This is a genomic window from Methylophaga sp. OBS1 (assembly GCF_026319365.1).
Genome location: NZ_JAPDMS010000001.1, coordinates 48,790 through 73,768 on the forward strand (window position 1 = coordinate 48,790; position 24,979 = coordinate 73,768).

The 24,979-nt window shown below is 52.7% G+C and carries 21 protein-coding genes; 19 read left to right on the top strand and 2 right to left on the bottom strand.

Annotated elements, in window-relative coordinates:
- Positions 1–6: 6 nt before the first annotated feature.
- Together OMQ46_RS00245 and OMQ46_RS00250 are read right to left on the bottom strand one after the other, a co-directional pair.
- On the bottom strand, positions 7–681 hold the full coding sequence (locus tag OMQ46_RS00245; protein WP_266234850.1) for a response regulator transcription factor: 675 nt from the start codon (positions 679–681) through the stop codon (positions 7–9).
- On the bottom strand, positions 674–2,047 hold the full coding sequence (locus OMQ46_RS00250; RefSeq protein WP_266234851.1) for a sensor histidine kinase: 1,374 nt from the start codon (positions 2,045–2,047) through the stop codon (positions 674–676). Before OMQ46_RS00250 ends, OMQ46_RS00245 begins: the two co-directional genes overlap by 8 nt.
- A gap of 181 nt (positions 2,048–2,228) precedes the next feature.
- Here OMQ46_RS00250 and OMQ46_RS00255 point away from each other — a divergent pair, with 181 nt between their 5' ends.
- The 19 genes from OMQ46_RS00255 to eno all read left to right on the top strand — a co-directional run bounded on the left by OMQ46_RS00255 (position 2,229) and on the right by eno (position 24,979).
- Positions 2,229–2,627 (top strand): hypothetical protein, encoded by a 399-nt coding sequence (locus OMQ46_RS00255; RefSeq protein WP_266234853.1) that lies wholly within the window; start codon positions 2,229–2,231, stop codon positions 2,625–2,627.
- A 45-nt stretch (positions 2,628–2,672) separates the two neighbouring features.
- Positions 2,673–3,692: an AAA family ATPase gene (locus OMQ46_RS00260; protein ID WP_266234855.1), complete on the top strand. Its 1,020-nt coding sequence runs from the start codon at positions 2,673–2,675 to the stop codon at positions 3,690–3,692.
- 5 nt (positions 3,693–3,697) lie between these two features.
- Complete coding sequence (locus OMQ46_RS00265; protein WP_266234858.1) at positions 3,698–4,585, top strand: DUF58 domain-containing protein; 888 nt, start codon at positions 3,698–3,700, stop codon at positions 4,583–4,585.
- A 10-nt stretch (positions 4,586–4,595) separates the two neighbouring features.
- Entirely contained in the window at positions 4,596–5,441 is an 846-nt protein-coding gene (locus tag OMQ46_RS00270; RefSeq protein WP_266234859.1) for a hypothetical protein, read from the top strand.
- A complete protein-coding gene (locus OMQ46_RS00275) occupies positions 5,438–6,454 on the top strand; it encodes a vWA domain-containing protein (protein ID WP_266234861.1) in 1,017 nt (338 codons plus the stop codon). Before OMQ46_RS00270 ends, OMQ46_RS00275 begins: the two co-directional genes overlap by 4 nt.
- The gene (locus tag OMQ46_RS00280; RefSeq protein WP_266234863.1) at positions 6,447–6,986 is read left to right on the top strand and encodes an MxaK protein; all 540 of its coding nucleotides are present in this window, start codon (positions 6,447–6,449) and stop codon (positions 6,984–6,986) included. Before OMQ46_RS00275 ends, OMQ46_RS00280 begins: the two co-directional genes overlap by 8 nt.
- Positions 6,983–7,918 carry a VWA domain-containing protein gene (locus OMQ46_RS00285; protein ID WP_266234864.1) on the top strand — a complete coding sequence of 312 codons (936 nt, stop codon included), beginning with the start codon at positions 6,983–6,985 and terminating at the stop codon, positions 7,916–7,918. The genes OMQ46_RS00280 and OMQ46_RS00285 overlap by 4 nt, the downstream gene beginning before the upstream one ends.
- Before the next feature lie 77 nt (positions 7,919–7,995).
- Entirely contained in the window at positions 7,996–9,015 is a 1,020-nt protein-coding gene (locus tag OMQ46_RS00290; protein WP_266234865.1) for a vWA domain-containing protein, read from the top strand.
- A gap of 65 nt (positions 9,016–9,080) precedes the next feature.
- Complete coding sequence (locus OMQ46_RS00295) at positions 9,081–9,578, top strand: L,D-transpeptidase (RefSeq protein ID WP_266234867.1); 498 nt, start codon at positions 9,081–9,083, stop codon at positions 9,576–9,578.
- A 12-nt stretch (positions 9,579–9,590) separates the two neighbouring features.
- Positions 9,591–10,640 carry a beta-N-acetylhexosaminidase gene (gene nagZ / locus OMQ46_RS00300; RefSeq protein WP_266234868.1) on the top strand — a complete coding sequence of 350 codons (1,050 nt, stop codon included), beginning with the start codon at positions 9,591–9,593 and terminating at the stop codon, positions 10,638–10,640.
- The gene (locus tag OMQ46_RS00305) at positions 10,637–12,388 is read left to right on the top strand and encodes a mechanosensitive ion channel family protein (protein ID WP_266234870.1); all 1,752 of its coding nucleotides are present in this window, start codon (positions 10,637–10,639) and stop codon (positions 12,386–12,388) included. Before nagZ ends, OMQ46_RS00305 begins: the two co-directional genes overlap by 4 nt.
- Positions 12,389–12,414: 26 nt before the next feature.
- Positions 12,415–15,903 carry a DNA polymerase III subunit alpha gene (gene dnaE / locus OMQ46_RS00310; RefSeq protein ID WP_266234872.1) on the top strand — a complete coding sequence of 1,163 codons (3,489 nt, stop codon included), beginning with the start codon at positions 12,415–12,417 and terminating at the stop codon, positions 15,901–15,903.
- 9 nt (positions 15,904–15,912) lie between these two features.
- Positions 15,913–17,592 carry a GspE/PulE family protein gene (locus OMQ46_RS00315; RefSeq protein ID WP_266234873.1) on the top strand — a complete coding sequence of 560 codons (1,680 nt, stop codon included), beginning with the start codon at positions 15,913–15,915 and terminating at the stop codon, positions 17,590–17,592.
- A gap of 33 nt (positions 17,593–17,625) precedes the next feature.
- Positions 17,626–18,729, top strand: a complete 1,104-nt coding sequence (locus tag OMQ46_RS00320) for a PilT/PilU family type 4a pilus ATPase (RefSeq protein WP_416234827.1) — start codon at positions 17,626–17,628, stop codon at positions 18,727–18,729.
- 56 nt (positions 18,730–18,785) lie between these two features.
- A complete protein-coding gene (gene accA / locus OMQ46_RS00325; RefSeq protein WP_266234875.1) occupies positions 18,786–19,742 on the top strand; it encodes an acetyl-CoA carboxylase carboxyl transferase subunit alpha in 957 nt (318 codons plus the stop codon).
- A gap of 7 nt (positions 19,743–19,749) precedes the next feature.
- Entirely contained in the window at positions 19,750–21,093 is a 1,344-nt protein-coding gene (gene tilS, locus OMQ46_RS00330) for a tRNA lysidine(34) synthetase TilS (RefSeq protein ID WP_266234877.1), read from the top strand.
- An 84-nt stretch (positions 21,094–21,177) separates the two neighbouring features.
- Positions 21,178–22,815 (top strand): CTP synthase, encoded by a 1,638-nt coding sequence (locus OMQ46_RS00335; RefSeq protein ID WP_266234878.1) that lies wholly within the window; start codon positions 21,178–21,180, stop codon positions 22,813–22,815.
- The gene (gene kdsA / locus OMQ46_RS00340; protein WP_266234880.1) at positions 22,815–23,660 is read left to right on the top strand and encodes a 3-deoxy-8-phosphooctulonate synthase; all 846 of its coding nucleotides are present in this window, start codon (positions 22,815–22,817) and stop codon (positions 23,658–23,660) included. The genes OMQ46_RS00335 and kdsA overlap by 1 nt, the downstream gene beginning before the upstream one ends.
- A 38-nt stretch (positions 23,661–23,698) precedes the next feature.
- Positions 23,699–24,979: a phosphopyruvate hydratase gene (gene eno / locus OMQ46_RS00345; RefSeq protein ID WP_266234882.1), complete on the top strand. Its 1,281-nt coding sequence runs from the start codon at positions 23,699–23,701 to the stop codon at positions 24,977–24,979.

A 24,979-nucleotide genomic window follows, 5' to 3' on the forward strand; every position in this document is an offset into this window, starting at 1 on the left:
AGGATTTCATTCTGAACCTGGAGCCTCGTCAACCAGATCCAACAGGTTGACGAGGTTCATTTTTATTGCGAGTCGGGTCAGTTCAATATCACTGCTGACGCCCAGCTTTTTCTTGATGATGTAATGCGAGTTGGACACGGTTTTAGGGCTGATATTGAGCAGTTCAGCAATCGCCTGATTCGACTTGGCATCGACCAGTAAACGCAAAATCTCGAATTCCCTGACGGTCAGTTCGTCCAGCGCTGACTGCTCCTGTCCCAGTTTCTCCATGGCCAGTGCCTGAGCGATATCGGCGCTTAGCGTATGTTTATTCTGAGCCACCTGATGAATAGCCCGGATCAGGGCTTCCGGTTCACTGCTTTTGGTAATGTAGCCCAGTGCACCGGCGCGCGTGGCCTGCAGAGCAAAGCTGGGATTCTGATGCATGCTGAATACCAGCACCCGGGCACTGCCGTCATACTGACGAATCCGTTCAATCGCTTTCAGGCCGCTCTGGCCGGGCAGGGAAATATCCATGACCACGACATCAGGCTGATAGTGTTTGTAATGGTTGTAGGCTTCGTTGCCATCACCGGCTTCACATATGACCTCAAACTCGGCTTGTTTCTGCAGCAGAGAGCGGTAACCCTCCCTGACAATGGCATGGTCATCGACCAGCATAATCGTGACAGTATTACTCATGTTGTGAAGACTCTTGAGTGGCTTCAGGGATCGGGAGCGACGCACTGACCTGCAGGCCACCGTAGCGCAGGGCTTCAAGTTTCAGGCGTCCGCCCAGTGCTGTGACTCGCTCGTGAATCCCGAACAGCCCCATACCCAGGGTGTTTTCGAAGGATTCTGCCTGTGCAATACCGTCATCACGGATAATCAGTGAAACCGTGTCATCCGTCATGCGTCGCAGACTGATTTCGGCCTTGCCGGCCCGGGCGTGTTTGGCGATATTGGTCAGACATTCCTGCACAATCCGGTAGATGTTGACCGGTAGCGGATCCGGCAACTGATCCAGGCTATCATCGATATCCAGTTCATATTGCGTCTGGTTGCCGCTGCGCTGGTTCCAGCTCTTCACCAGTTGTCTCAGACTGGCACTGAGCCCAAGTTCGTCCACCTCTGACGGTCTCAGGCGGGTCAAAAGATTACGCAGCGCAGTCATCATATGACCCGTGATATGACTGATAGACTGCACTTCATCCACCACAGCAGGGCAATCCTTTCTGGCGGTTTGAACCACGGAAGCAGTGACTGCATTGATGCCCGCCAGACATTGACCGAATTCATCATGCAGTTCCCGGGATATATAACGATGTTCCTCTTCCTGAGCGTTCATCAGTTTCATGGCCAGTCTTTTATTTTCTGCCAAGGTATGCTGCTGACTGCTGGCAAGTGCATTGATCGCCTCGCTGGTGCGGCGCCATTCCACGATATCGAAGCTCGGCAGACGATAATCCAGATTGCCTTCGCGCATTTTTTCCAGTCCGCCGACAATACGCTGTGCGGGTTGCAGCATGCGGTTAATGGTCCAGAACATCAAAATGCACAAGGCGACGAAAGTGACCGTCAATACGCCGATGACGGCGCGCAGGTTATTCCAGGCACGGGTAGTTTCCATCTGTACATTGAGCGTCACCAGCACGGTGCCGTAGCGCAGTGCATTGAAATTGACCGGGGTTCTGACTTCATAATCCGGATTAAAAAACTGCTGGTAAACGTTGCCGAACCAGTTTGGATAGGTGGTTTTAAGATCAGGCATGTCGTTACAAAGGCTTCGCTCACGACTCTGGGTCCGCGACAGGAACTGGGTGCAGGAACCGGGCACACCGCCGATACCTCGCCATTGATTCACATCAGGAAAAGGCCTTGAAAAATCATAGCGCTGGAACATCTGCAGCATCTGCTGCCGGGTTTGCCTTTCTATCCGGTTCGCGGTCTGCTTGGCTTCGAAGATCGCCTGTTTATCGGTCTGGTACAACACATACCAGGCACTGCCCATCAGGCAGACCAGTGCAATCAGCAGTATGCGAACCAGCAACTGAGCTTTTAAATTCATGCGTATTTCACGGGGCTCAAAGGAAGTTAAAGTCTAGGCTCTATACGGTCAGCTTGAAAGTCGTCAATTCCAGCTCGGGAAATTTGCCCGAGCTTTGAGGGCAGATATCTGGTGCGGTCATCTCGCTCGCCGTTTTTAATAGCGGTGGTTGCAATAACAATAAACAGAGCGAGAGAAAAAGATGGAAATATTACTGATTGGTGCTGTGGCGACGATAGCAGCGTTGATTCTGAGCGCCTGGTTGATGACCTTTGCCAAGTGGTTTCCATTGCCCGGTGTGGATGCATTTATTATCGACTACAAAACCATGATAAGGGCGCATGTCGATTATGCACTGATGGCTTTATTCAGTCTGGGGTTTTACGGCGCTGCCAGAGGCGCTGGTATCGAGCTGCCGGTGGTGGCATGCTGGGCGGTGGCGATTGGCGGCTTCACCAACCCGACTATATTTATTATCGCGGCATTTGACATGGCGTTCTGGGACAAAATGATCTGGAAACTATTCTCGGCAGTGAGTTTTGCCATTACTACGGTGGGTTTTGTCTGGATTGGATTCACTTTTCTGCAATTTGCTTGGTAAAGTAGTCCGGCACAAAAAACATAAAAATAGTTAAGGGGAGAGAACATGGCTGAATCTCAGCTGTTACAAACAGCGCGTGACCACGCGTTGGCACTGGAAAAAGGCGTCAATGACGTTGTTGTCGGTCAGACCCAGGCTGTACGTCTGATACTAATCGCTTTGCATGCGCGCGGTCACGTACTGCTGGAAGGCGGTGTGGGTGTCGGTAAAACCACTTTGCTGCGGGCTTTTTCCAAAGCACTCGGCGGCGCATTCGGCCGGATTGAGGGCAGTGTCGACCTGATGCCCAATGATCTGCTTTACAGTGCCTGGGTCAATGCTGACGGCAAGCCGGTGATTGATCCCGGTCCGCTGATTAGTCACGGTGAAGAAACTGCCGTGTTCTTCTTCAATGAAATCAACCGTGCCCGGCCACAGGTTCAATCATTGTTGTTGCGGGCTATGGCCGAGCGCAGTGTCGAAGCCTTCGGTAAGGAATATCGTTTCCCGCATATGGTGGTATTTGCCGACCGTAATGCGGTGGAAAAAGAAGAAACCTTTGAGCTCAGTGCTGCAGCGCGTGACCGTTTCCTGTTTGAAATCAACATCAGTCGTCCTGAAGAAGATGAAATCCGCCGTCGTCTGATTTTCGATCCGGCTTTCCATGATGTCGATCAATTGTTGGCCGGTATCAGTGAGCCCTTGCTGGATTATCGTGAACTCAATCAGCTTGACCGTGAAATCCAGCGTTCCATCTTTGTCTCGCCGGAAATTGAGAACTACGTGGTACGACTCTGGGATGCCAGCTGGAAACCAGCGGAAATGGGCATTGAAATGGACGATATCTACGTAGAAGACCTGGTGGTAGCGGGTGCCAGTGTCCGTGGTATGTCTGCCATGGTCCGTGCAGCCAAGGTCAGTGCCTGGCTGGAAGGCCGAGATCATGTGCTGCCGGATGATATCCATACCGTGCTGTTGCCGTCGATGACACACCGTGTGTTCCTGTCGCCGGTCTATGAAGGTCGCCGTGAACAGATCATGCCGCAGTTTGTCAGTGCGCTGCGCGATCACATCGCCACACCTTAATCATCATGGATTTACGAGACCTGCAGCCGCAGGAATTTACTTACCGTTTTCCGGATAAGGTTTTCGGCCATGTGCCGGGTGCGCACAGCGGCACCGCATTGGGCAGTGGCGATCGCTTTGCCGGCTTTGCTGATCTGTTTGATTATCCCGATCCGCGCAGGCTGGATATCCGTGCCAGTATCCGCAGTCAGGCGGCAGATATCACCCAGCAGCAACAGCGCTGGCTGGTGAAACGCTACCAGCAGCGCGCTTCTATCACTTTATGGCTGCTGGCCGATGTCAGTAAATCGATGTCGGTAGCCAGTGTGAACCATGAGCGTCTGGCGAGACTGGCGCATATGATTGCTCATACCTCCATCGGTCTGGGTGATCGCTTTGCGATGGCGGCTTTTGATTCCATCTGGCGCCAGGACCTCACTATCATGCCGACGACTCAGCGCAGTATGCCGGCCTTTGCAGCCGAGAAGCTGCTGAGGGCCGAGGCGCCTTCAGCACCGGGCGCCGCGGGTCTGGTTCATGCTGCTGATCTGGTCAATAACAAACGCGCCATGGTGTTTCTGGCATCCGACTTTTGTTATGACCTGGAACTGGTCGAGCGCAGCTTGCGAAAGCTGTCACAGTACACCGTGATTCCAATTGTCTGGCGCCATGATGATGTGGATCATTTCCCGTCGCATGCCGGCTGGGCGGAAACCCGCGATGCCGAAACCGGTCAGCGCCACAGCGTCTGGATGCGGCCCGGCATGAAAAAACGCTGGCAACAGCAGATGGATGATCATTTTTCCCGGTTGACCGAGTGTTTCATGCGCTATCGCATCAGACCTTTGTTTGTCGACGGTGATATCACGCCGCAGCAGTTGACTGAATATTTTCACGGTATGAAAAGAGCTTAGGGATGCAGATATGCGTAATTGCTTAGTACTAATCTTGTTTCTGTTTTCCCTGCAGGCGCAGGCGATAGACACATCAATAGAACTGGATCGGAGTTGGGGCCTGCTGATTGGCGACAGGCTGACCGCCACGGTCGTATTGCCGGTGCCGGTTGCTGATCTCGATTCACACTCATTGCCTCAGATTGAAAAACGCTATGGTCCCTGGCTTTACCTGCATGAGCTTGAACAGCAGGACAACCGACTGAGATTGTACTTTCAGTTGATTAATGTGCCGGCGGAAAACCGTGAAGTTGCGACACCGGCGCTGGAATTAAGAACCAAAGACGGCGAATTCATTACGGTGCCATCCGCGCCGATGCAGATTGGCTCATTCATGGAGCAGCGTGATGAAGGCGAGGGCTCGCCCAACATGATTCCACGGGGTGATATGCGCCTGTTGCCCACAGAGCAGACCACACTGAACTGGCAACTGTGGGCTACGCTGGCGGTGCTGCTGCTGAGTAGCCTGATCTGGTTGTTGTGGCACTTCGGCCTGCGTCCACGGCACCGTCTGCCCTTTGCCACCGCGATGTTTGAACTCAATAAAATGCGTTTGTTGGGACGTAAAGATGCCGATGTCGCCAGCCGCGTCCTGCATCATGCATTCAATCGCTGTGCAGGTCGTGTGGTGATTAACAGTGAGCTTGAAAACCTCTGGCAGAATTGTCCCTGGCTGGCACCGTTGAAAACCGATATTGAAAGTTTTTACCAGATTTCAGCAGCCCACTTCTTCAGCCCCAGTGCAGCCGAGCAAAAAAGCTTTGAGGACTTGCTGAAGCTGGCCAGATCCTGCCGGGAGCGGGAGCGCCTGGCATGAACCTGTTCGGCCTGGAGTGGTTTAATCCCGCTTTTTTACTGTTGCTGCCGCTGGCGGCCTTGCCGTGGTTTAATCATAACCTCGATAAGACGGTTGCCTGGGTCAACCTGGTACCGATGGACCCTTTGTCGCGCTTTTTTAATATCGGTCTCAAACTGCTGTCGACCCTGGTTATCGCCGCGCTGATACTGGCACTGGCCGGCCCCAGTCTGCCTGAACAGAAAATCGAACGTATCGGTGAAGGGGCGGAGATTGTGTTGTTGCTTGACCGCAGCCGCAGTATGGATGACCCGTTTGCGGTCAAACATCAAGCCGCGGTCGTCAGTGTGGGCGGCGATGACTCGAAACGCAATGTGGCCCGGGATTATCTGACTGAATTCGTGCGTAACCGACCCGATGATCGCTTCGGTTTTGTCTTCTTCAGCACCAAGTCGGTCAATCTGTTGCCACTGACTTATGACAAAGACGTGGTGCTGGCGACCATCAATGCCAACGCATTGGGCAAGGGGTTATCTGATACCAATATGGCTGAAGCGCTGCTCAGTAGTGCCGACATGTTTGAGGGACAGACCTATCGCGGTTCACGTATCGTCCTGTTGGTTTCTGATGGTGGTCAGTTGTTGTCGGATGAAGCCAAAGAAGAGATCAGCCGACTTTATAAAGAAATGAATCTCACGATCTACTGGATTTATCTCAAGTCGAATCAGGCGATGACACTGGAAGAGTCAGATGAAGACAGCATGCTCTGGATGGACATTCCCGAGCGTAAGCTGCATAACTTCTTTAAATCCATCGGCGTGCCTTACCGTGCTTTTGAAGCCGGTTCACTGGAAGCTTTCGCAGACGCGCTCGCCGAGATTGATCGCCAGCATTATCAGACACTGATTGTTGAAGAGACGCTGCCGCATGAGCCCAAAACGGACTTTTTATTATGGCTCGCGCTGTTAGCGGTGCTGCTGTTGGCAGCGTCCCATGTTTACACCTTCTGGGGAGTGAAAAAAGCCCATGAATAAAATCTTGCTTGTCGCCCGTTGGCTTTTGATTATGCTGATTATCGGCAGTGCAGCGCTGGCAGTGATGACTGGCTTTCGCCTCTGGCAGGCGCAACAGATCAACGCCTATATCAGTGAACCGGAGTCATTTGACGTGGTTCCCGATGATCCGCGCGCACATTTTGCTCACGCCAATATGCTCGAACGTCAGCAGGAGCATGATCAAGCGCTGGAAGCGCTGACGCGGGTTCTGGGTGAGGCTGACGCAGACTTGCTGCCTTTGGCTTATTATAACCGTGGCAATATTAATCTGCGTGAGGCATTGAAGCTGACCAGCTCCGATGGCAGACAGATCCCGCTGGTTGAACTGGCCAAACAGGATTACCGTAGCGCACTGGCACTGGATCCGCTGATGTGGTCTGCACGTTACAATCTGGAAGTAGCATTACGGGTGGTTCCGGAAGATCCGGCCAATAATGAAGACTTTGAGAAAAACGTCATCAGTAGCCAGCGCTCGATTGAGAGTAAGGCCTTCAAGGTCGATCTGCCATGAGGCTGAGCTATCAGAAACGCATCACCTTCACTGCCATTATCATGGTCGTGGCCCTGATCCTGGTGATGGCGGCGCTGTGGATGCCGCATATCAAACGGGATGTAAAAATCATGGATGCGCTGTTTGTGATTGATATCACCGACAGCATGAATGTTGAAGATGCCATGGTTGAGGGAGAGGCGGTGAGCCGTCTGGCGTGGGCCAAGGAATTCACCCGCCGTGCTTTTCTGGATATGCCCTGTGGTGCCCATGCCGGGCTGGCTATTTTCAGTGAAGCAAGAAGTCTGATTCTGATGAATCCGGTTGAGGTCTGCAGTAGTTATCATGATCTCACGCAGATGCTGAACCAGTTCGATCCGCATATGGCCTGGGCGCGTTCCAGTGAAGTCTCCAAAGCCGTCTACACCGCCATACGTCAGGCCAAAGAAATCGAACCGGAACCCACCATTGTGTTTGTCACTGATGGACACGAGTCGCCGCCATTACATGAATCGCTGTTCCCCAGATTTGATGGTAAACCCGGCGAGATTCATGGTGTCCTGGTCGGGGTCGGCGGTGAAGATCTGTTACCGATCCCCAAAACCAATGAGCAGGGGGAAATAGAAGGGGTCTGGGAAGTGAATGATGTCATGCATCAGGATGTCTATGCTTCGCTTCGCTCTGACAGCTCCAGAAACGTGCCGCAGGCGCGGACAGAACACCTTTCTTCCCAGAAAAAGTCACATCTGCAGACACTCGCTGATCGTGTCGGCTTTGAATTTGTGTCATCACCGACGAGACCGGGCAAACTCGTTGACGCGATTGAAAATGTCTCAGAGACACGTCCGCAGACCATCGACTATGATCTTTATGCCTGGTTTGCCGCCATTGCACTGGCACTGATTCTGCTGGTGTATTTACCCTACGGCTGGTTTATCCGAGCGGATGATTAGCGGCTAACAGCCTCTCAGCGGGAGCTGGCTATGATGTACCGGAACCGCAGTATTTTGTCCCGGCAGACAGAAGATTGATGCTGGGCTGGGAAATCCCTGGTCTATTGTGGCTATTACCCCTGGCATTATTGCCATGGCTTAGCCACAACACCGATAAGACGGTCGCCTGGCAGGCGATGCTGCCCCATGACCGCCTGTCGACACTGCTGACACTGTTATTCAAGCTCCTGGGCAGCCTCGCTATCGCCTCATTATTGCTATCACTGGCCGGCCCTTATATTCCCGAGCGGCTGGTTGAACGTAACCGTCAGGGTGCGGAATTTGTGATCCTGCTGGACCGGAGTCGCAGCATGGATGACATTTTTGCCCGACCGCCCCGTAACACATTGCCCAGACAACGCTTTTCCACCCGCAGCAAACGCACCGTTTCAGGTGATTACCTGCTCGAATTTGTCAAACGCCGTCCTGATGATCGTTTTGGATATATTTTATTCAGCACCAGTGCGACAGAGATTCTGCCCCTCAGTTACAACCGCGAAGCGATCCTTGCCACTATTGAGGCGGGAGCGTTGGGTAAAGGCTTATCTAAAACCGATATCTTCCAGGCATTGCGCCAAGCCGCTGAAATGTTTGAGGGAGAGGCTTACCGGGGCTCACGTAATATCTTGTTGATTTCCGATGGTGGTGAAATTCTCGATGCGGATGAAAAATCCCAGGTACAGGCGCTTCTGGCCGAAATGCGGATTAATCTCTATTGGATCTATCTTCGCAGTATGAGAGGGATGACGCTGGATGAGCAGGCGGATGATAATCTGTTATGGCTGGATATGCCGGAGCGTAAATTGCACCGTTTTTTTAAACAGCTCACGACACCATACCAGGCCTTTGAGGCTGGTTCCCTGAAAGAGTTTGCCGCTGCCATTGATGAAATTGATCGCCAGCAATATCAGCCGCTGATTATTGAGGAACGTTTGCCCAAGCAGTCGCGTGCGGATGTATTGTTATATCTGGCATTATTATGCTGCGGTGTGCTGGCGTTTGCCCGCCTCTATACCCGTTGGGGCGTAGAGAAAGCCTTTGATAAACACAGTGACTGACAGTCGCAATCAGTGGCCGGCTTTGCTATCGTGACGGGATAACAAGTATTGAAGACCAAGCACCGATGAGCCAATCCCCGCCCGCTGAATGGCTGGAAGTTTCCCTATCTGATCAGCAATGTCGTTTTTGGCACAATGAGCAATGCCTGTTCACTGCGCCTGTCTCAACCGCGTTGAATGGACCGGGTGAAGTCGATGGCAGCGGCTGTACCCCCCGGGGCTGGCATCAAATCCGGGCCTGTATCGGTACGGGACAGCCTGTCAACAGTGTGTTTGTGGGCCGACGTCCTACCGGTGAAATCTACCATCCTCAACTGGCAGCGCAATTTCCCAAACGTGACTGGATTTTGACCCGGATTTTATGGCTCAGCGGGTTGGAAATCGGCAGAAACCGATTGGGAAATGTTGATACAATGCGCCGCTATATTTATATCCACGGTTGCCCCGATTCGGCGCCGATGGGGCAGCCAATCTCCCATGGCTGTATCCGTATGCATAATCAGGATCTGCTGGCTTTGTATGACCAGGTTAAACCCGGTCTCAAAGTACTGATTCGCGAATAGGGTTGAAATGCTATGACACTAGGACCATTGATGGTCGATCTGCTTGGCACCGCGCTGAGTGAGGACGAGAAAGACATTCTGCAACATCCGCTGGTCGGTGGCGTCATTCTGTTCAGCCGCAATTTCGATAATGTCAGTCAGCTAGAAGCCCTCTGCAAGCAGATTCACGCCCTGCGGCAACCACACTTGTTGATTGCGGTGGATCATGAAGGCGGCCGGGTTCAACGCTTCCGCGACGGTTTCACCCGGCTACCGCCGGTTGGCGCGATCGGAAAGACATTTCATCAACACCCCAGGTTGACGCTGCAACGCGCTGAGCAAACCGGCTGGCTGATGGCGGCTGAACTCCGTGCCGTCGGTGTTGATTTCAGTTTTGCCCCGGTGCTGGATCTGGATTATGGCGTCAGTGAAGTGATTGGCGACCGGTCTTTTCACCGCGATCCGCAAGCCGTCACTACAATTGCCCGTGCCTATATACAGGGCATGCGCAAAGCCTGGATGTCGGCAGTGGGTAAACATTTTCCCGGTCATGGCGCGGTGGAAGTTGACTCCCACCAGGGGCTGCCGGTCGATAGCCGTTATTTTGAAGATATGCTGCAGGCTGACATGTTACCTTTCAGCCAGCTGTGTCAGAAAGAACTCGCAGGTATTATGCCAGCACATATTGTCTACGAGCAGAGTGACGCGCTTCCGGCTGGTTTTTCCCGTTTCTGGTTGCAGGAAATCCTCAGAGAGCGACTCGGTTTTCAGGGTGCGATTCTGAGTGATGATCTGAGTATGGCAGGGGCAGCGATAGCCGGCGGTCCACTGGAACGGGCAGAAGCGGCACTGGAGGCCGGTTGCGATATGGTGCTGGTCTGCAATAATCCCGGCAGTGTGGTTGAGGTTATCGATGGTTTAAAAATCAAACCGGATCCTCTGCGTCATGCCCGTCTGGTTCGTTTGCATGGACGACATGCCACGCCCAGGGAGGAACTGCTGACCAGCGGCGAGTGGAAACAAGCCGTTGAAACCATTGCCGGCTATTCACCGGATCCGGAAATGGAGCTGAACCTGGTATGAAAATCTGGTCTTATCTGCTTCTGCTTTTATTGAGCGTCAATGTTCAGGCCGGGGTTTATCCCGGTGCTGCGGTTACCAGTCAGCAGTCAGAGAATAAATCTTCTCAGGCTGAAAACGCCAAGCCGGTGTCGCGTTTACCGAGTCCGCAGGCGACGGTAAAACAATTTATCAGCGCCATGACCCGGGTTGCCACCGGTGAAGATGAGGCGATTGACAAGGCGGTGGCGACGCTGGATTTATCTAAAGTCAGCCCGTTGATTCAGGAGGAGCGCGGTCAGCAGACCGCCCGCCTGTTGTTCAGCGTGATTCAGCTGGGTGAAATTCCCAAAATAGAAGAGATTCCGCTAAGCCCCAAGCTTGAACAATACACACTGCTGCGAAGTGAAGCGGGCAATGTGGTGCTGCGTATCAATGATCAGAACAACTGGTTATTCAGCAGTAAAACGGTGGAAAGTGTGCCGGCTATTTTTGACCTGTTGACCCAGGAGCAGAGCTTCACTGAAGGCGATGAGAGCTCGGTGTCACTGCCCACCAGTGTTCAACTGCGTGCACAAATGCCACCGGTTCTGAAACAGGGCTTTCTGCTGGAGTACTGGCAGTGGATTGGCTTGTTTCTGATTATCGTGGTGGGCTCAGTCGCCGACAAAGTGCTGGCCTGGGTGCTGAAAATCAATGTCAGCCGCTGGCAGAAACAACACCCGTCTTTTGAAACACTGGACAGTAATGTGTTGCGGCCGCTGGGCCTGATGGCGATGGCGTTAATGTGGTGGTCGGGATTAAATATGCTTGGGTTACCCGATACCGCCCTGGTGATCCTGCTGGTGGCAGTGAAACTGCTGGTGTCATTATCCGGTATCTGGAGCGCCTTTCGGATTGTCGATATTTTTGATGCCCTGTGGACAGGTCGGGCACTCAAAACACGCAATAAATTCGATGATCTGCTGGTGCCGATGGTCAGCAAAAGTCTCAAAGTTTTTGTGGTGGTTATCGGTATCGTCTTTGCCGCGGATAATCTCAACATTGATGTCACCAGTCTACTGGCGGGTCTGGGTCTGGGCGGTCTGGCTTTCGCGCTGGCGGCGAAGGACCTGCTGGGTAACTTTTTCGGGTCGGTGACCGTACTGCTCGACCGTCCGTTCAGCATCGGCGACTGGGTGGTGATTGGTGATATTGAAGGTACTGTGGAGCAGGTTGGTTTCCGCAGTACAAGGGTGAGAACTTTTTACAACTCGCTGGTCACGATGCCCAACTCGATTCTGACTACCACCAAGATTGATAATATGGGTGCCCGACGGTTCCGCAGGATGAAGCACGTATTGTCGGTCACTTACGATACGGGGCCGGAGCGAATCGAAGCCTTCTGCGAAGGGATCCGCAAGATCATTCAGCTGCACCCTTACATGCGTAAGGATTATTATCACGTCTATTTCAATGAATATGGCGCAGCCTCATTGAATATACTGGTTTATGTGTTCTGGGCAACGCCCGACTGGAGCACAGAGCTGCGTGAACGACATCGCTTTTTGCTGGATATTTTGCGCCTGGCCAAACAACTGGAAATCGAGTTTGCCTTCCCGACCCAGACGCTCTACCTCAAACGTGGCGATGTGGAGCATCCTCCTGTGGAACCGTTCAAACCCGGCATGAGTCAGGAAGAAGCCTTGGCTCGGGGGCAGAGGGAGGCCGAGTCTATAGTCAGCCAGACACTGGGTACTGATATCCCGGGCCCGGTTGAGTTTCCAAGATAATTAGCATGAGACAGGTTTAAGCTTTAATGGCCGAACAGTTTGTTCATCTTCATCTTCATACCGATTATTCTCTGATCGACGGTCTGGTCAGGGTAAAACCGCTGGTTAAACAGGTCGCTGAATACGGCATGCCCGCTGTGGCCATTACCGATCAGCACAATCTGTTTGCAGCAGTGAAACTGTTCAATGCTGCGATGCAGGCCGGGGTGAAACCCATTCTGGGTGCCGATTTACGCCTGCGCGATCCCAACGATGCTAAGCACAGCACCCGTTTTGTGGTTTTGTGTAAGAACCTGGACGGTTTTCATAATCTGTCGCGATTGCTATCGCGGGCCTATATTGAGGGCCAGCATCTTGGGGTGCCAATGCTGGAGGCCGACTGGCTGGAAGGGCAGACAGACGGTTTGATCTGTCTGTCAGGTGGGCGTGAGGGCATTCTGGGCCGGGCGCTACTGAATCATCAGCACGACGAAGTTCAGAACCAGCTGGCTTTCTGGCAACGCCTGTTTCCCCAGCGTTTTTACCTGGAATTAATCCGCACCGGCCGCGAGGATGAAGAACGCTTTGTGCGTGAAGCGGTAGCCCTGGCTGCACAAAAGCAGATCCCGGTAGTGGCGACAAATGATGTTCGTTTCCTGGAGGCCAAGCATTTCGAAGCGCACGAGGCCAAGGTGTGTATTCACGATGGTCGTCAGCTGGATGACCCCCGTCGTCCCCGACTGTACTCGGAGCATCAGTATCTGCGCAGTGCCGATGAGATGGCAAAAGTCTTTGCCGATATTCCGGAAGCGATCGAAAACACGGTTGAAATTGCCAAGCGCTGTAATCTTCAGCTGACACTGGGTGAGCATTATCTGCCGGACTTCCCGGTGCCGGCAGGCATGACGATTGAGGAATTCTTTGCTCAGGATTCCTTCAAAGGGCTCGAAGAACGCTTGCAGGTCTTATTTCCGGATGAGGCTGAGCGTGCCGCCAACCGGGCCCGCTATGAGGAACGTCTGCAGATTGAGCTGGACGTGATTAACTCCATGGGCTTTCCGGGCTACTTCCTGATTGTTGCCGACTTTATCCAATGGGCCAAAAATAACGGCGTGCCGGTGGGGCCGGGACGGGGCTCTGGTGCCGGTTCACTGGTGGCCTATGCGCTTAAAATCACCGACCTGGACCCGCTTCAGTACGATCTGCTTTTCGAACGCTTTCTGAACCCCGAGCGGGTGTCTTTGCCTGACTTCGACGTCGACTTCTGCATGGATGGCCGTGACCGGGTGATCGAGTACGTCTCGCAGCACTATGGCCGGGATCATGTATCGCAGATCATCACCTATGGCACGATGGCGGCCAAAGCGGTATTGCGCGACGTCGGACGGGTGCTGGGACATCCCTATGGCTTTGTCGATCAATTGGCCAAGCTGGTGCCGTTTGAACTGAAAATGACGCTGACCAAGGCGCTGGAACAGGAGCCTCAGCTAAAAGAGCGTTATGACAACGAAGAAGAAGTCAAAGCGCTGATTGATCTGGCGCTGCAACTGGAGGGGCTGACTCGTAACGTCGGTAAGCATGCCGGCGGCGTCGTCATCGCACCCAAGGAACTGACTGAATACACGCCGCTCTACTGCGAACATAACGGGGCGGGCCTGGTTTCCCAGTTTGATAAGGACGATGTCGAAAGTGTCGGACTGGTGAAGTTCGACTTTCTGGGGCTGAAGACCCTGACGGTGATCGACTGGGCAATGAATAACGTCCGCACGTTATTGGGGGAGAAAGCAGACGAAATCGACATCACCAATCTGCCGCTGAATGACAAACCCACATTTGATCTGCTCAAACGTTGTGAAACTACCGCGGTATTCCAGCTGGAATCGCGTGGCATGAAAGAGCTGGTCAAGCGACTGCAGCCGGATACCTTTGAAGACATTATCGCGTTGGTGGCATTGTTCCGTCCCGGGCCGCTGCAGTCAGGCATGGTTGATGACTTTGTGAACCGTAAGCACGGTCGCGCCAAAGTCGATTATCCGCATCCCGATCTGGAGCCGGTACTGAAACCGACTTACGGCGTTATCGTCTACCAGGAACAGGTTATGCAGATCGCGCAAATCCTGGCGGGCTACAGCCTGGGTGGCGCCGATATGCTGCGACGCGCGATGGGTAAGAAAAAGCCCGAAGAAATGGCCAAACAGCGGCAAATCTTCCTGGAAGGTGCAGCAGGCCGAGGTATCGAGGAAAAAGAAGCCGGTCCTATCTTTGACCTGATGGAAAAATTCGCCGAGTACGGCTTCAATAAATCGCACTCGGCAGCCTATGCGCTGGTCGCCTATCAGACTGCCTGGCTCAAGGCGCATTATCCCGCTGCCTTTATGGCTGCGGTGTTGTCAGCGGATATGGACAACACTGACAAAGTTGTTGGGCTTATCGACGAATGCCGTGATATGAAACTCAATGTGATGCCGCCGGATGTCAACCACAGCAAGATTAAATTCACGGTCGAGGATGAGCGCACAATTCGATATGGTCTCGGCGCGATCAAGGGGGTCGGTGAATCGGCGCTGGCCGGTATTGTGGCTGAGCGTGAGCAGGGTGAGGAATTTGCTTCGCTCTATGATTTCTGCCGCCGCGTTGATATGCGCAAGATTAACCGCCGGGTGATGGAGTCATTAGTCAAAGCCGGTGCCATGGACTCTCTGGGCGGTCATCGCGCCAGTCTGAGTGCCAGCCTGACCCGGGCGATGCAGATTGCCGAGCAGCATCGTCGTGACAAGGACAGTGGCCAGAATGATTTATTCGGTCTCAGTCCGGAAAGTGACACAGAACAGGATGAACCGCTGGAGCCAGCTGCGGAATGGGCAGAAGAGCATCTGCTATTGGCAGAGAAAGAGACGCTGGGGCTGTATCTGAGTGGCCATCCGATTGATCGATACGAAGCCGAGCTCGCGGCGTTCATCCCCAAAAAAATTAATGAACTTGATGCGCCGGAATCCAAGGGCTATCAGCGCAATGAAAAACCGGTTCTGACTGCCGGTTTGATTGTCGCCATCCGTACGATGAAATCGAAAAGTGGCAGCCGGATGGCCTTTATTACGCTGGATGATCAGAGTGGACGACTGGAGGTCCGGGTATTTGGTGAGGTCTACGAACAGTATCAGAGCTTTATTCAGCCCGATAAACTGGTGGTTATTCAGGGCAAGATTGGTCAGGACAATTTCACCGGTGGCCTGTCTGCCACTGCGGAAAAAGTGTTTGATATCACCGGGGCGCGGGAAGCTTTCGGACAGGCATTACAGATTAACTTCTCCAGTGAGGATGAGGTTCATCCCTGGGTGGAGCAGCTCAAAAATACGCTGACGCCATTTAAAGGGGGAGCGCTTGGGATGGAACTCAGGTATCAGAATCAACAGGCCAGTGCGCTGTTCAAGTTTGGTGAAGAGTGGCAGATCACACCAAGCGATACCTTACTCAATCAGATCGCTGCGATGCCGGGAAAGGTTGCTGTTACAATGAAATACAAGTCCTCAGTATAAGGCGGCTCCATGTCTGTGGGAGACAACAGTACAACAACACAGACCGCAGTCAGCGACGATTCGTTAAACGATGCGCTGGATGCGGCGCTTGAGGCAAGCCAGAAGACTGCTTCGCAGGCGCATTCATCGGAAAAATCGGTGCGTCAAAGCAGCTCGGATGAGCGAAGTCAGCGCAGACTCGCCGAGCGTTTAAGTCTGCCATTTATTGGATTGCATGATTATCCTTTTGATGAGTCCGTATTGAGCCTCATCCCGGCTGAGTTCGCGCGTAAACATGATGTGATCCCGCTGAGGGTAAACAAAACCCACCTGTTGGTGGCACTGGCCACGCCGATGGATATGGATCTGTTTCAGACCCTCAACTTCATTACCGGCTACAGTATTGATGTGACGGTCGCCACGCCCGCTGATATTCAGTGGGCGGTCAGAAAGTACTACGGGGCCCGCGATGATGAGCTGGCACTGGAGTCACTCAATGATTCAATCCAGCCGCTGGAACCAACCGCTGATTCGCATGATGAAATGATGCGACTCAGTTCGGAAAAGCCGATTGTGCGGCTGGTAGCTAATATCATTGTCGATGCGATCGAACGCCGTGCTTCCGACATACACATCAAACCCCGTGATAAAAATGTTGAACTGATTTATCGCATGGATGGCGTGCTCACCAATATTCGGTTTTTCAGTAAGACTTTACTGGCTGCTGTGATCAGCCGGATCAAAATTCTGGGCGGCATGAATATCGCCGAAAGACGATTACCCCAGGACGGTCGCTGCTGTGTTAAGCACAAAAATAATCCGGTCGACTTGCGGATTTCAATTATGCCGACGGTTGAAGGCGAAAGCGTGGTGATTCGGCTGCTTAATGCTCAGGTGGGGCTCAAAGCCGTGTCTGAATTAGGGTTTTCGAATCACGATCAGCGTCTTTTTCTGGATTTGCTCAACAGGAGTAATGGCATTTTCCTGGTAACGGGGCCGACCGGTTCCGGTAAATCCACTACGCTGTACGCAGCACTCGCCGAGGTACAGAAGCAAAATGTCAATATCCTCACCGTTGAAGATCCGGTTGAATACCATATGGACGGCATTCAACAGATCCAGATTAATCACGCTACCGGCTATAGCTTTGCCCGGGCATTGAGAAATATCCTTCGCCACGATCCGGACGTGATTCTGGTGGGGGAAATCCGCGATGAAGAAACCGGTAAGATTGCTGTAGAGAGTGCGCTGACAGGTCACCTTGTACTGAGTACCCTGCACACCAACGATGCAGCCGGTGCTGTGACCCGGCTGTTAGAAATGGGCATTGAGCCTTACCTGCTAACCGGCTGTCTGCTGGGCGTACTGGCGCAGCGGCTGGTTAAGCGTAATTGTCAGCATTGTCTGGAAGAGGAACCTGTCGATGGGCCGATAAGGCATGCCCTCAATGTCAGTGACAAGGAAATTTTCTATCACAGTCGTGGTTGTGAACATTGTAATCAGACAGGCGTCGCCGGACGCCTCGCAGTCTATGAATTGCTGGAAGTGAGTGATAGTCTGCGGAAATTGATCCACATTGACATAACATCGGGTGAAATTCATCAACATGCTATTCAGCAAGGGATGGTCTCACTCACCGATAATGCCCTCGCCAGAGCCCGAGCGCGAGAGATTTCATTGGCCGAAGTCTATCGTGTACGATTGGACTGATTGATTAGATAGATAATTCTGAGGATAAGCCGCGTGGATATGACTCCGTATTTCAGGTTGATGGCGGACAAAGAAGCATCAGATATGTTTTTTTGCACCGGCACCGAACCTCACATCAAAATTCAGGGTGTGATTCGACCTGTGGGTACCCAAAAACTGGCACCGGGTGATGTGCGTGAGATGGCATATGCGTTGATGAATGAGGAGCAGGTTGCCGAGTTCGAAAAAACGCTGGAGATGAATTTCGCGGTACCACTCAAGGGCGTTGGTCGTTTCCGGGTTAACATCTTCCGTCAGCGCGGTGAGTGTTCGATTGTTATCCGTTATATCAAAACCAAGATCCCGCGTTTTGAAGAGATGAATCTGCCACCGGTACTGGGTGATATCGTGATGGAAAAACGCGGTTTGATTCTGGTAGTAGGAGCGACGGGTTCCGGTAAATCGACCACGCTGGCATCAATGATTGGCCATCGAAACCGAAACGCCAGCTCGCATATTCTGACGATTGAAGATCCGCTGGAATTTGTTCATGCCCATGAACGTTCGATTGTCCAGCAACGTGAAGTCGGCATCGATACCCTGAATTACGAAAACGCACTGAAAAACGCATTGCGGGAAGCGCCGGATGTCATTCTGATTGGTGAAATCCGGGATATGGAAACCATGAAGCACGCGATTAACTATGCTGAGACCGGTCACCTGTGTCTGGCTACACTGCACTCCAATAATGCCAACCAGGCACTGGACCGCATTATCAACTTTTTCCCGGAAAGCCTGCACCGTCAGTTATTTATGGATATGTCACTGAACCTGCGGGCAATTGTGTCGCAGCGTCTGTTGCCGACTGTGGATGGCAGCACCCGGGTGCCGGCCGTCGAGATCATGCTCAACACGCCATATATTTCCGAACTCATCAATAAAGGGGAGGTCGGCAGTATCAAGGATGCGATGAAAGAGTCGACCGATCCGGGTACGATTACCTTTGATAAGGCGCTGATTAAACTCTTCAAGGACGGTAAGATCACGATGGAAGAGGCACTGCAGAACGCGGATTCGCGGAATGACCTCAGTCTCGCTATCCGTCTCGGCGAAGGCGCGGTCGACAATGACGACGACGATGAATTGATCCTCAACTAAGTTTTGTCCGCCGCCTCTGTGTATAATTCGACAATTTTGGATGTAAGGTTAACCTGATGCAGTTAAATTTCCTTGACTACGAACAACCCATCGCCGAACTGGAAGCGAAAATCGATGAGTTGCGCTACATGAGTAACGACAGTGATCTCAACATCACTGAAGAGATTCAGAAGTTAAAGGAAAAAAGTGAATCACTGACCAAGTCAATTTTCGCCTCGCTGACGCCCTGGCAGGTGACCCAGATGGCGCGACATCCACAGCGTCCCTACACACTGGATTACATCAAACACATCATCAGTGACTTTGAAGAACTGCATGGTGATCGCACTTATGCTGACGACAGTGCCCTGGTCACCGGTATCGGTCGTCTCAATGGCCGTCCGGTCGTCGTCATCGGTCACCAGAAAGGCAGAGATACCAAGGAAAAAGTGGCCCGCAACTTTGGCATGCCACGTCCTGAAGGTTACCGCAAAGCGCTGCGTATTATGAAAATGGCAGAGCGTTTTGGTTTACCGGTGATTACTTTTATCGATACGCCGGGTGCCTATCCGGGTATTGGTGCCGAGGAACGTGGGCAGAGTGAAGCCATTGCCCGTAACCTGTTTGAAATGGCCAAGCTGAAAACCCCGATTATTTCTACTGTCATTGGTGAAGGTGGCTCGGGCGGGGCGCTGGCTGTTGGTGTCGCTGATCACCTGATGATGCTGCAATACAGTATTTATTCCGTGATTTCACCGGAAGGTTGCGCTTCGATTTTATGGAAGAGCGCCGAGAAAGCCTCTGATGCCGCTGCTACCCTGGGTGTGACCTCCGACCGGCTGAAGGAATTAAATCTGATCGATGAGGTGGTGCCGGAACCGCTGGGTGGCGCGCATCGTAATGTTGAGGAAATGGCGGCCCGCATCAGAAAGTCGATCGAAGCCAAAATCAAGGAGCTGGAAGCGGTTTCCCACGATAATCTGATTAAGCGTCGTCAACAACGGATCCTGAGCTACGGCGAATTCGAGGGTTAACGTCGGGGTGTCTCTCAACCCCCAACAATGTATTGTTGATCTGATAAAACGGGTGGATGGACGCGCTGTCTGTGTGGCCTTCAGTGGCGGTGTCGATTCTCACGTGCTGCTGCATCTGCTGGCTACCACCCGCCATCCCCAATTGCCCGCCCTACGTGCTCTGCATATCGATCATGGCCTGCATGCTGAATCTGCTGACTGGGCCGTGCATTGCAGGCAAGTTGCTCAGGCGCTGAACATTAAGTTCGAATCCATCCAGGTCAGCGTGGAAAAGCGGGAGGAGTTGGGTCTCGAAGCTGCTGCCCGTGAGGCCCGCTATCATGCCTTTCGTTATGATCTATCAGCGAATGAGGTGCTGCTTACTGCCCAGCATCAGGATGATCAGGCAGAAACGCTGATGCTCCAGTTACTGCGTGGAGCCGGACCGGCTGGTTTATCAGCCATGTGGCCCGAAGCAACACTTGATGGCCTGAGTATCATTCGACCTTTTCTCAACGTTTCCAAGCAGGCGCTGCTGGAGTACGCCCGGTTGCACCAGCTGCAATGGATTGATGACCCCAGCAACACCGATCTCAGCATTCATCGTAATTATCTGCGTCACCAAATCTGGCCGCGTTTGAATGAGCGCTGGCCGACTGCATCAAAAACCATGAGCCGCAGTGCAGAACATTGCCGCGAAGCGGTTGAACTGATGCGTGATCTAGGCAGTCTGGATGCCCGGCATGTGTGCCCGGAGCAAAAGAATCGCCTGTCCATTTCCGCACTGAGCCAGTTGCCCCAGGCAAGACAACGCAATCTGCTGCGTTATGCCCTGGAGCAAAACTCTCTGCCACTGCCCTCTGCCGCCATTCTGCAAAGGATTATTGATGAGGTCATTCCGGCTGCCGAAGACCGCAATCCTGAAGTGCACTGGCCGGGGGCGATGATAAGGCGTTACCGTGATGTGATTTTCATCGAGCCGGATCGCGACGAGCCGCTGGATTTAGGTGAATTTGAGATAACCGGCAGTGACGAGATCAGACTGGCCGACGGGCGTCTGCTTAGATGGCAACTGGAGTCCGGTAAAGGCCTCAAACAGCATGTACTGAATCGCCCGTTGAAACTGAAATTCCGCGAGGGCGGGGAGCGCATTCGACTGCAGGGCCATGCGCAACATAAGTCACTCAAACAGTTGTTTCAGGAGTGGGATGTGCCACCCTGGCAACGTCAGCAAATCCCGTTGCTTTTTGTCGATCATGAACTGGTAGCCGTTGTGGGTTATGGCTATGCAGAACACTACGCCGCGGATATTGGCGAAAAAGGGTGGCTGCCGGTGCTGGAACAGGCATCTGCGAAACCAGTTTTTGATTGAGCGGACAGGGCAATTCTGATAATTTATACCGTATTTTGAGCGCAGCCATTCTGGCCGCGTCATTTTTATTGAACTCTCCATAATATGACTAAATTTATTTTTGTCACTGGTGGTGTTGTGTCGTCTCTCGGGAAGGGGATCGCCGCGGCATCACTGGCTGCGATACTTGAAGCCCGTGGTCTGAAGGTCACCCTGGTTAAGCTGGACCCATACATCAACGTCGATCCGGGCACCATGAGCCCGCTGCAACACGGCGAGGTGTTTGTGACTCAAGACGGTGCCGAGACTGATCTGGATTTAGGCCACTACGAACGCTTCATCGACGCAGATATGAGCAGTCGTAACAACTACACCACCGGCCAGATTTACGAAAACGTGATTCGTAAAGAACGCCGTGGCGAATATCTCGGTAACACGGTTCAGGTCATTCCCCATATCACCGATGAGATCAAGCGCTGCATTTACGAAGGCGCCGATGATGCCGACGTCGCCTTGATTGAGATTGGCGGTACCGTAGGTGACATCGAGTCGCTGCCTTTCCTGGAAACCATCCGTCAGATGGCGACCGAACTGGGCCGTGAACGCGCGCTGTTCCTGCACCTGACACTGGTGCCTTATATCGCTTCTGCAGGTGAAATCAAAACCAAGCCGACTCAGCATTCGGTGAAAGAGCTGCGTACTATCGGTATTCAGCCTGATGTTCTGGTGTGCCGTATTGACCGTCCGTTGCCGGAATCAGAGCGTCGCAAGATTGCGCTGTTTACCAATGTCCCGGAAAAAGCGGTTATCTCCGCGATTGATGTCGACAGCATTTATAAAATCCCGATGGAACTGCACCGCCAGGGACTGGATGACATCGTCGTCAAACAACTCGGTATCGATGCCAAGCCGGCTGATCTGAGCCAGTGGGAAAAGGTCTACGAAAACCTGAGCAATCCGGAAGGCGAAGTCAATATCGCCATGGTCGGTAAATACATGGAGCTGACCGAAGCCTATAAATCCCTGTCTGAGTCACTGATTCATGCTGGTATTCACACCCGCACCAGGGTCAATGTGCATTATGTTGACTCTGAGCAGGTTGAACAGCAGGGCACCGACTGCATCAAGGACATGGATGCGATTCTTGTTCCCGGCGGCTTTGGTGAGCGCGGTGTTGAGGGCATGATTGAAACAGCCCGGTTTGCCCGTGAAAACAATATTCCGTATCTGGGGATTTGTCTGGGTATGCAGGTCGCTGTGATTGAATACGCCCGTCACAAAGCCGGTCTGCCGCAGGCCTACAGCACCGAGTTTGATTTAAACACGAAAGATCCGGTGATTGGTCTAATCACCGAATGGCAGAAAGCGGATGGCACCGTCGAGCAGCGGGATCAGGATTCTGATCTGGGTGGCACCATGCGGCTGGGTGGTTACTCCTGCCAGCTGAAAGCGGGTAGTCTGGCCCATCAAATCTACGGTGCTGATGAGATTATCGAACGTCACCGCCATCGTTACGAATTTAATAACAATTACATGGAAGCGCTGGAAAAGGCAGGCCTGGTATTCTCAGGCATGTCCAAGGATCAGAGTCTCGCAGAAATGATTGAAATCCCGGAACATCAATGGTTTGTCGCCTGCCAGTTCCATCCGGAATTCACGTCGACGCCGCGACATGGTCATCCCTTATTCGAGGGCTTTATCAGCGCAGCCAAACAGAACAAAACGCAGCGGGGTAACCACTAATGCAATTATGCGGATTTGAAGCTGGAAACCGTCAGCCGCTGTTTTTGATCGCGGGTACCTGTGTCATCGAAAGTGAGCAAATGACGATGGACGTTGCCGGTCAGCTCAAGGAAATCACCGATAAGCTTGGTATCAACTTTATCTACAAGTCTTCTTTTGATAAGGCCAACCGCACCTCCACCAAGAGCTATCGCGGACCGGGCGTGGAAGCCGGCCTGGCGATTCTGGAAAAGGTCAAAAAAGAATTCAATCTGCCGGTCTTGACCGACGTGCATGAAGATACCCCGCTGGCCGAAGTGGCCAGTGTCGTTGATGTTTTGCAGACACCTGCCTTTTTGTGCCGCCAGACCAATTTCATTGTCAATGTTGCTAGTCAGGGTTTGCCGGTGAATATCAAGAAAGGCCAGTTTCTGGCCCCGTGGGATATGCAACATGTCGCGGCGAAAGCTAAATCTACTGGCAATGAACAGATCATGCTATGCGAACGCGGCACCTCTTTCGGTTACAACACCTTGATTTCGGATATGCGCGGTCTGCCCATTATGCGCAACATGGATTGTCCGGTGGTATTTGATGCTACTCATTCGGTTCAGCAACCGGGCGGACAGGGCGGTGCCTCTGGCGGTCAACGTGAATTTGTACCGGTACTGGCCCGTGCCGCAGTGGCAACCGGCGTGGCAGGCCTGTTTATGGAAACCCATCCTGAGCCTGAAAAAGCCCTGAGTGACGGCCCGAATTCCTGGCCTCTGCATCAGTTATCCGCTTTGCTGGAAACGCTGCAGGCCATCGATAGCACAGTTAAACAACAGGACTACATCGAAGACGCCCTGCTGGCGAAACGATAAGTCCCTGAAAACAATTCTTGATAGATGGGAGCAAAGCATTGAGCAAGATTATTGATGTAATAGCACGTGAAATTATCGATTCACGTGGCAATCCAACCGTAGAAGCCGATGTTGTGCTGGAAAGCGGTGCTATGGGCCGTGCTGCGGTACCCTCCGGCGCCTCCACCGGTGAACGTGAAGCCGTGGAACTGCGTGATGACGATAAAGCCCGGTACTTGGGTAAAGGCGTCCTGAAAGCTGTCGCCGCCGTCAATGGTGAACTGCGTGAAGCGGTGTTGGGTATGGAAGCCACTGATCAGCGTGCGATTGACAATAAGCTGATTGAAACGGATGGCACTGAAAACAAGGGCCGTCTGGGGGCGAATGCCTTGCTGGCCATTTCCATGGCCACTGCCCGTGCTGCGGCAGCTGACGCCAAAAAGCCGCTGTACAAGTACCTGGCAGCGAGCGATGAAGCGGTGATGCCGGTACCGATGATGAATATTATCAATGGCGGTTCTCACGCCGATAACAGCGTGGATCTGCAGGAATTCATGATTATGCCGGTTGGTGCCAGCAGCATCAGTGAAGCGATTCGTTACGGTGCGGAAGTATTTCATGAACTGAAAAAAGTATTGAACAGCAAAGGCCTTAACACTGCTGTCGGTGATGAAGGTGGTTTTGCGCCGGACCTGCCGTCTAACGAAGCGGCGATTGAAGTCATACTGCAGGCCATCAAAAATGCCGGCTATGAAGCCGGTAAAGACATCATGCTGGCCCTCGATGCCGCCAGTTCAGAGTTTTACAAGGATGGTCAGTACGTGCTGGCTTCTGAAAACCGTTCTCTGTCTTCTGCCGAGTTTGCCGATCTGCTGGCCGACTGGGTCAGCAAATACCCCATCATCAGTATCGAAGACGGTATGGATGAGAATGACTGGGAAGGCTGGAAACTGCTGACCGATAAAATCGGTGACAAAGTGCAGCTGGTCGGTGATGACCTGTTCGTGACCAATCCTAAGATCCTGCAGGAAGGCATTACTAAAGGTGTCGGTAATTCCATCCTGATTAAGGTCAATCAAATCGGTACGCTGTCAGAAACTCTGGATGCGATTAACCTTGCCAAGGAAAATGGTTATACCGCCGTGGTTTCTCACCGCAGTGGCGAAACCGAAGACACCACCATTGCCGATCTGGCGGTCGCTACTAATGCAGGTCAAATCAAAACCGGTTCTTTGTCACGTTCAGACCGTGTTGCTAAATACAACCAGTTGCTGCGCATTGAAGCAGAGCTGGGTGACAAGGCCAGCTATCCGGGCATGAAGGCGTTCAACGTCAAGTAA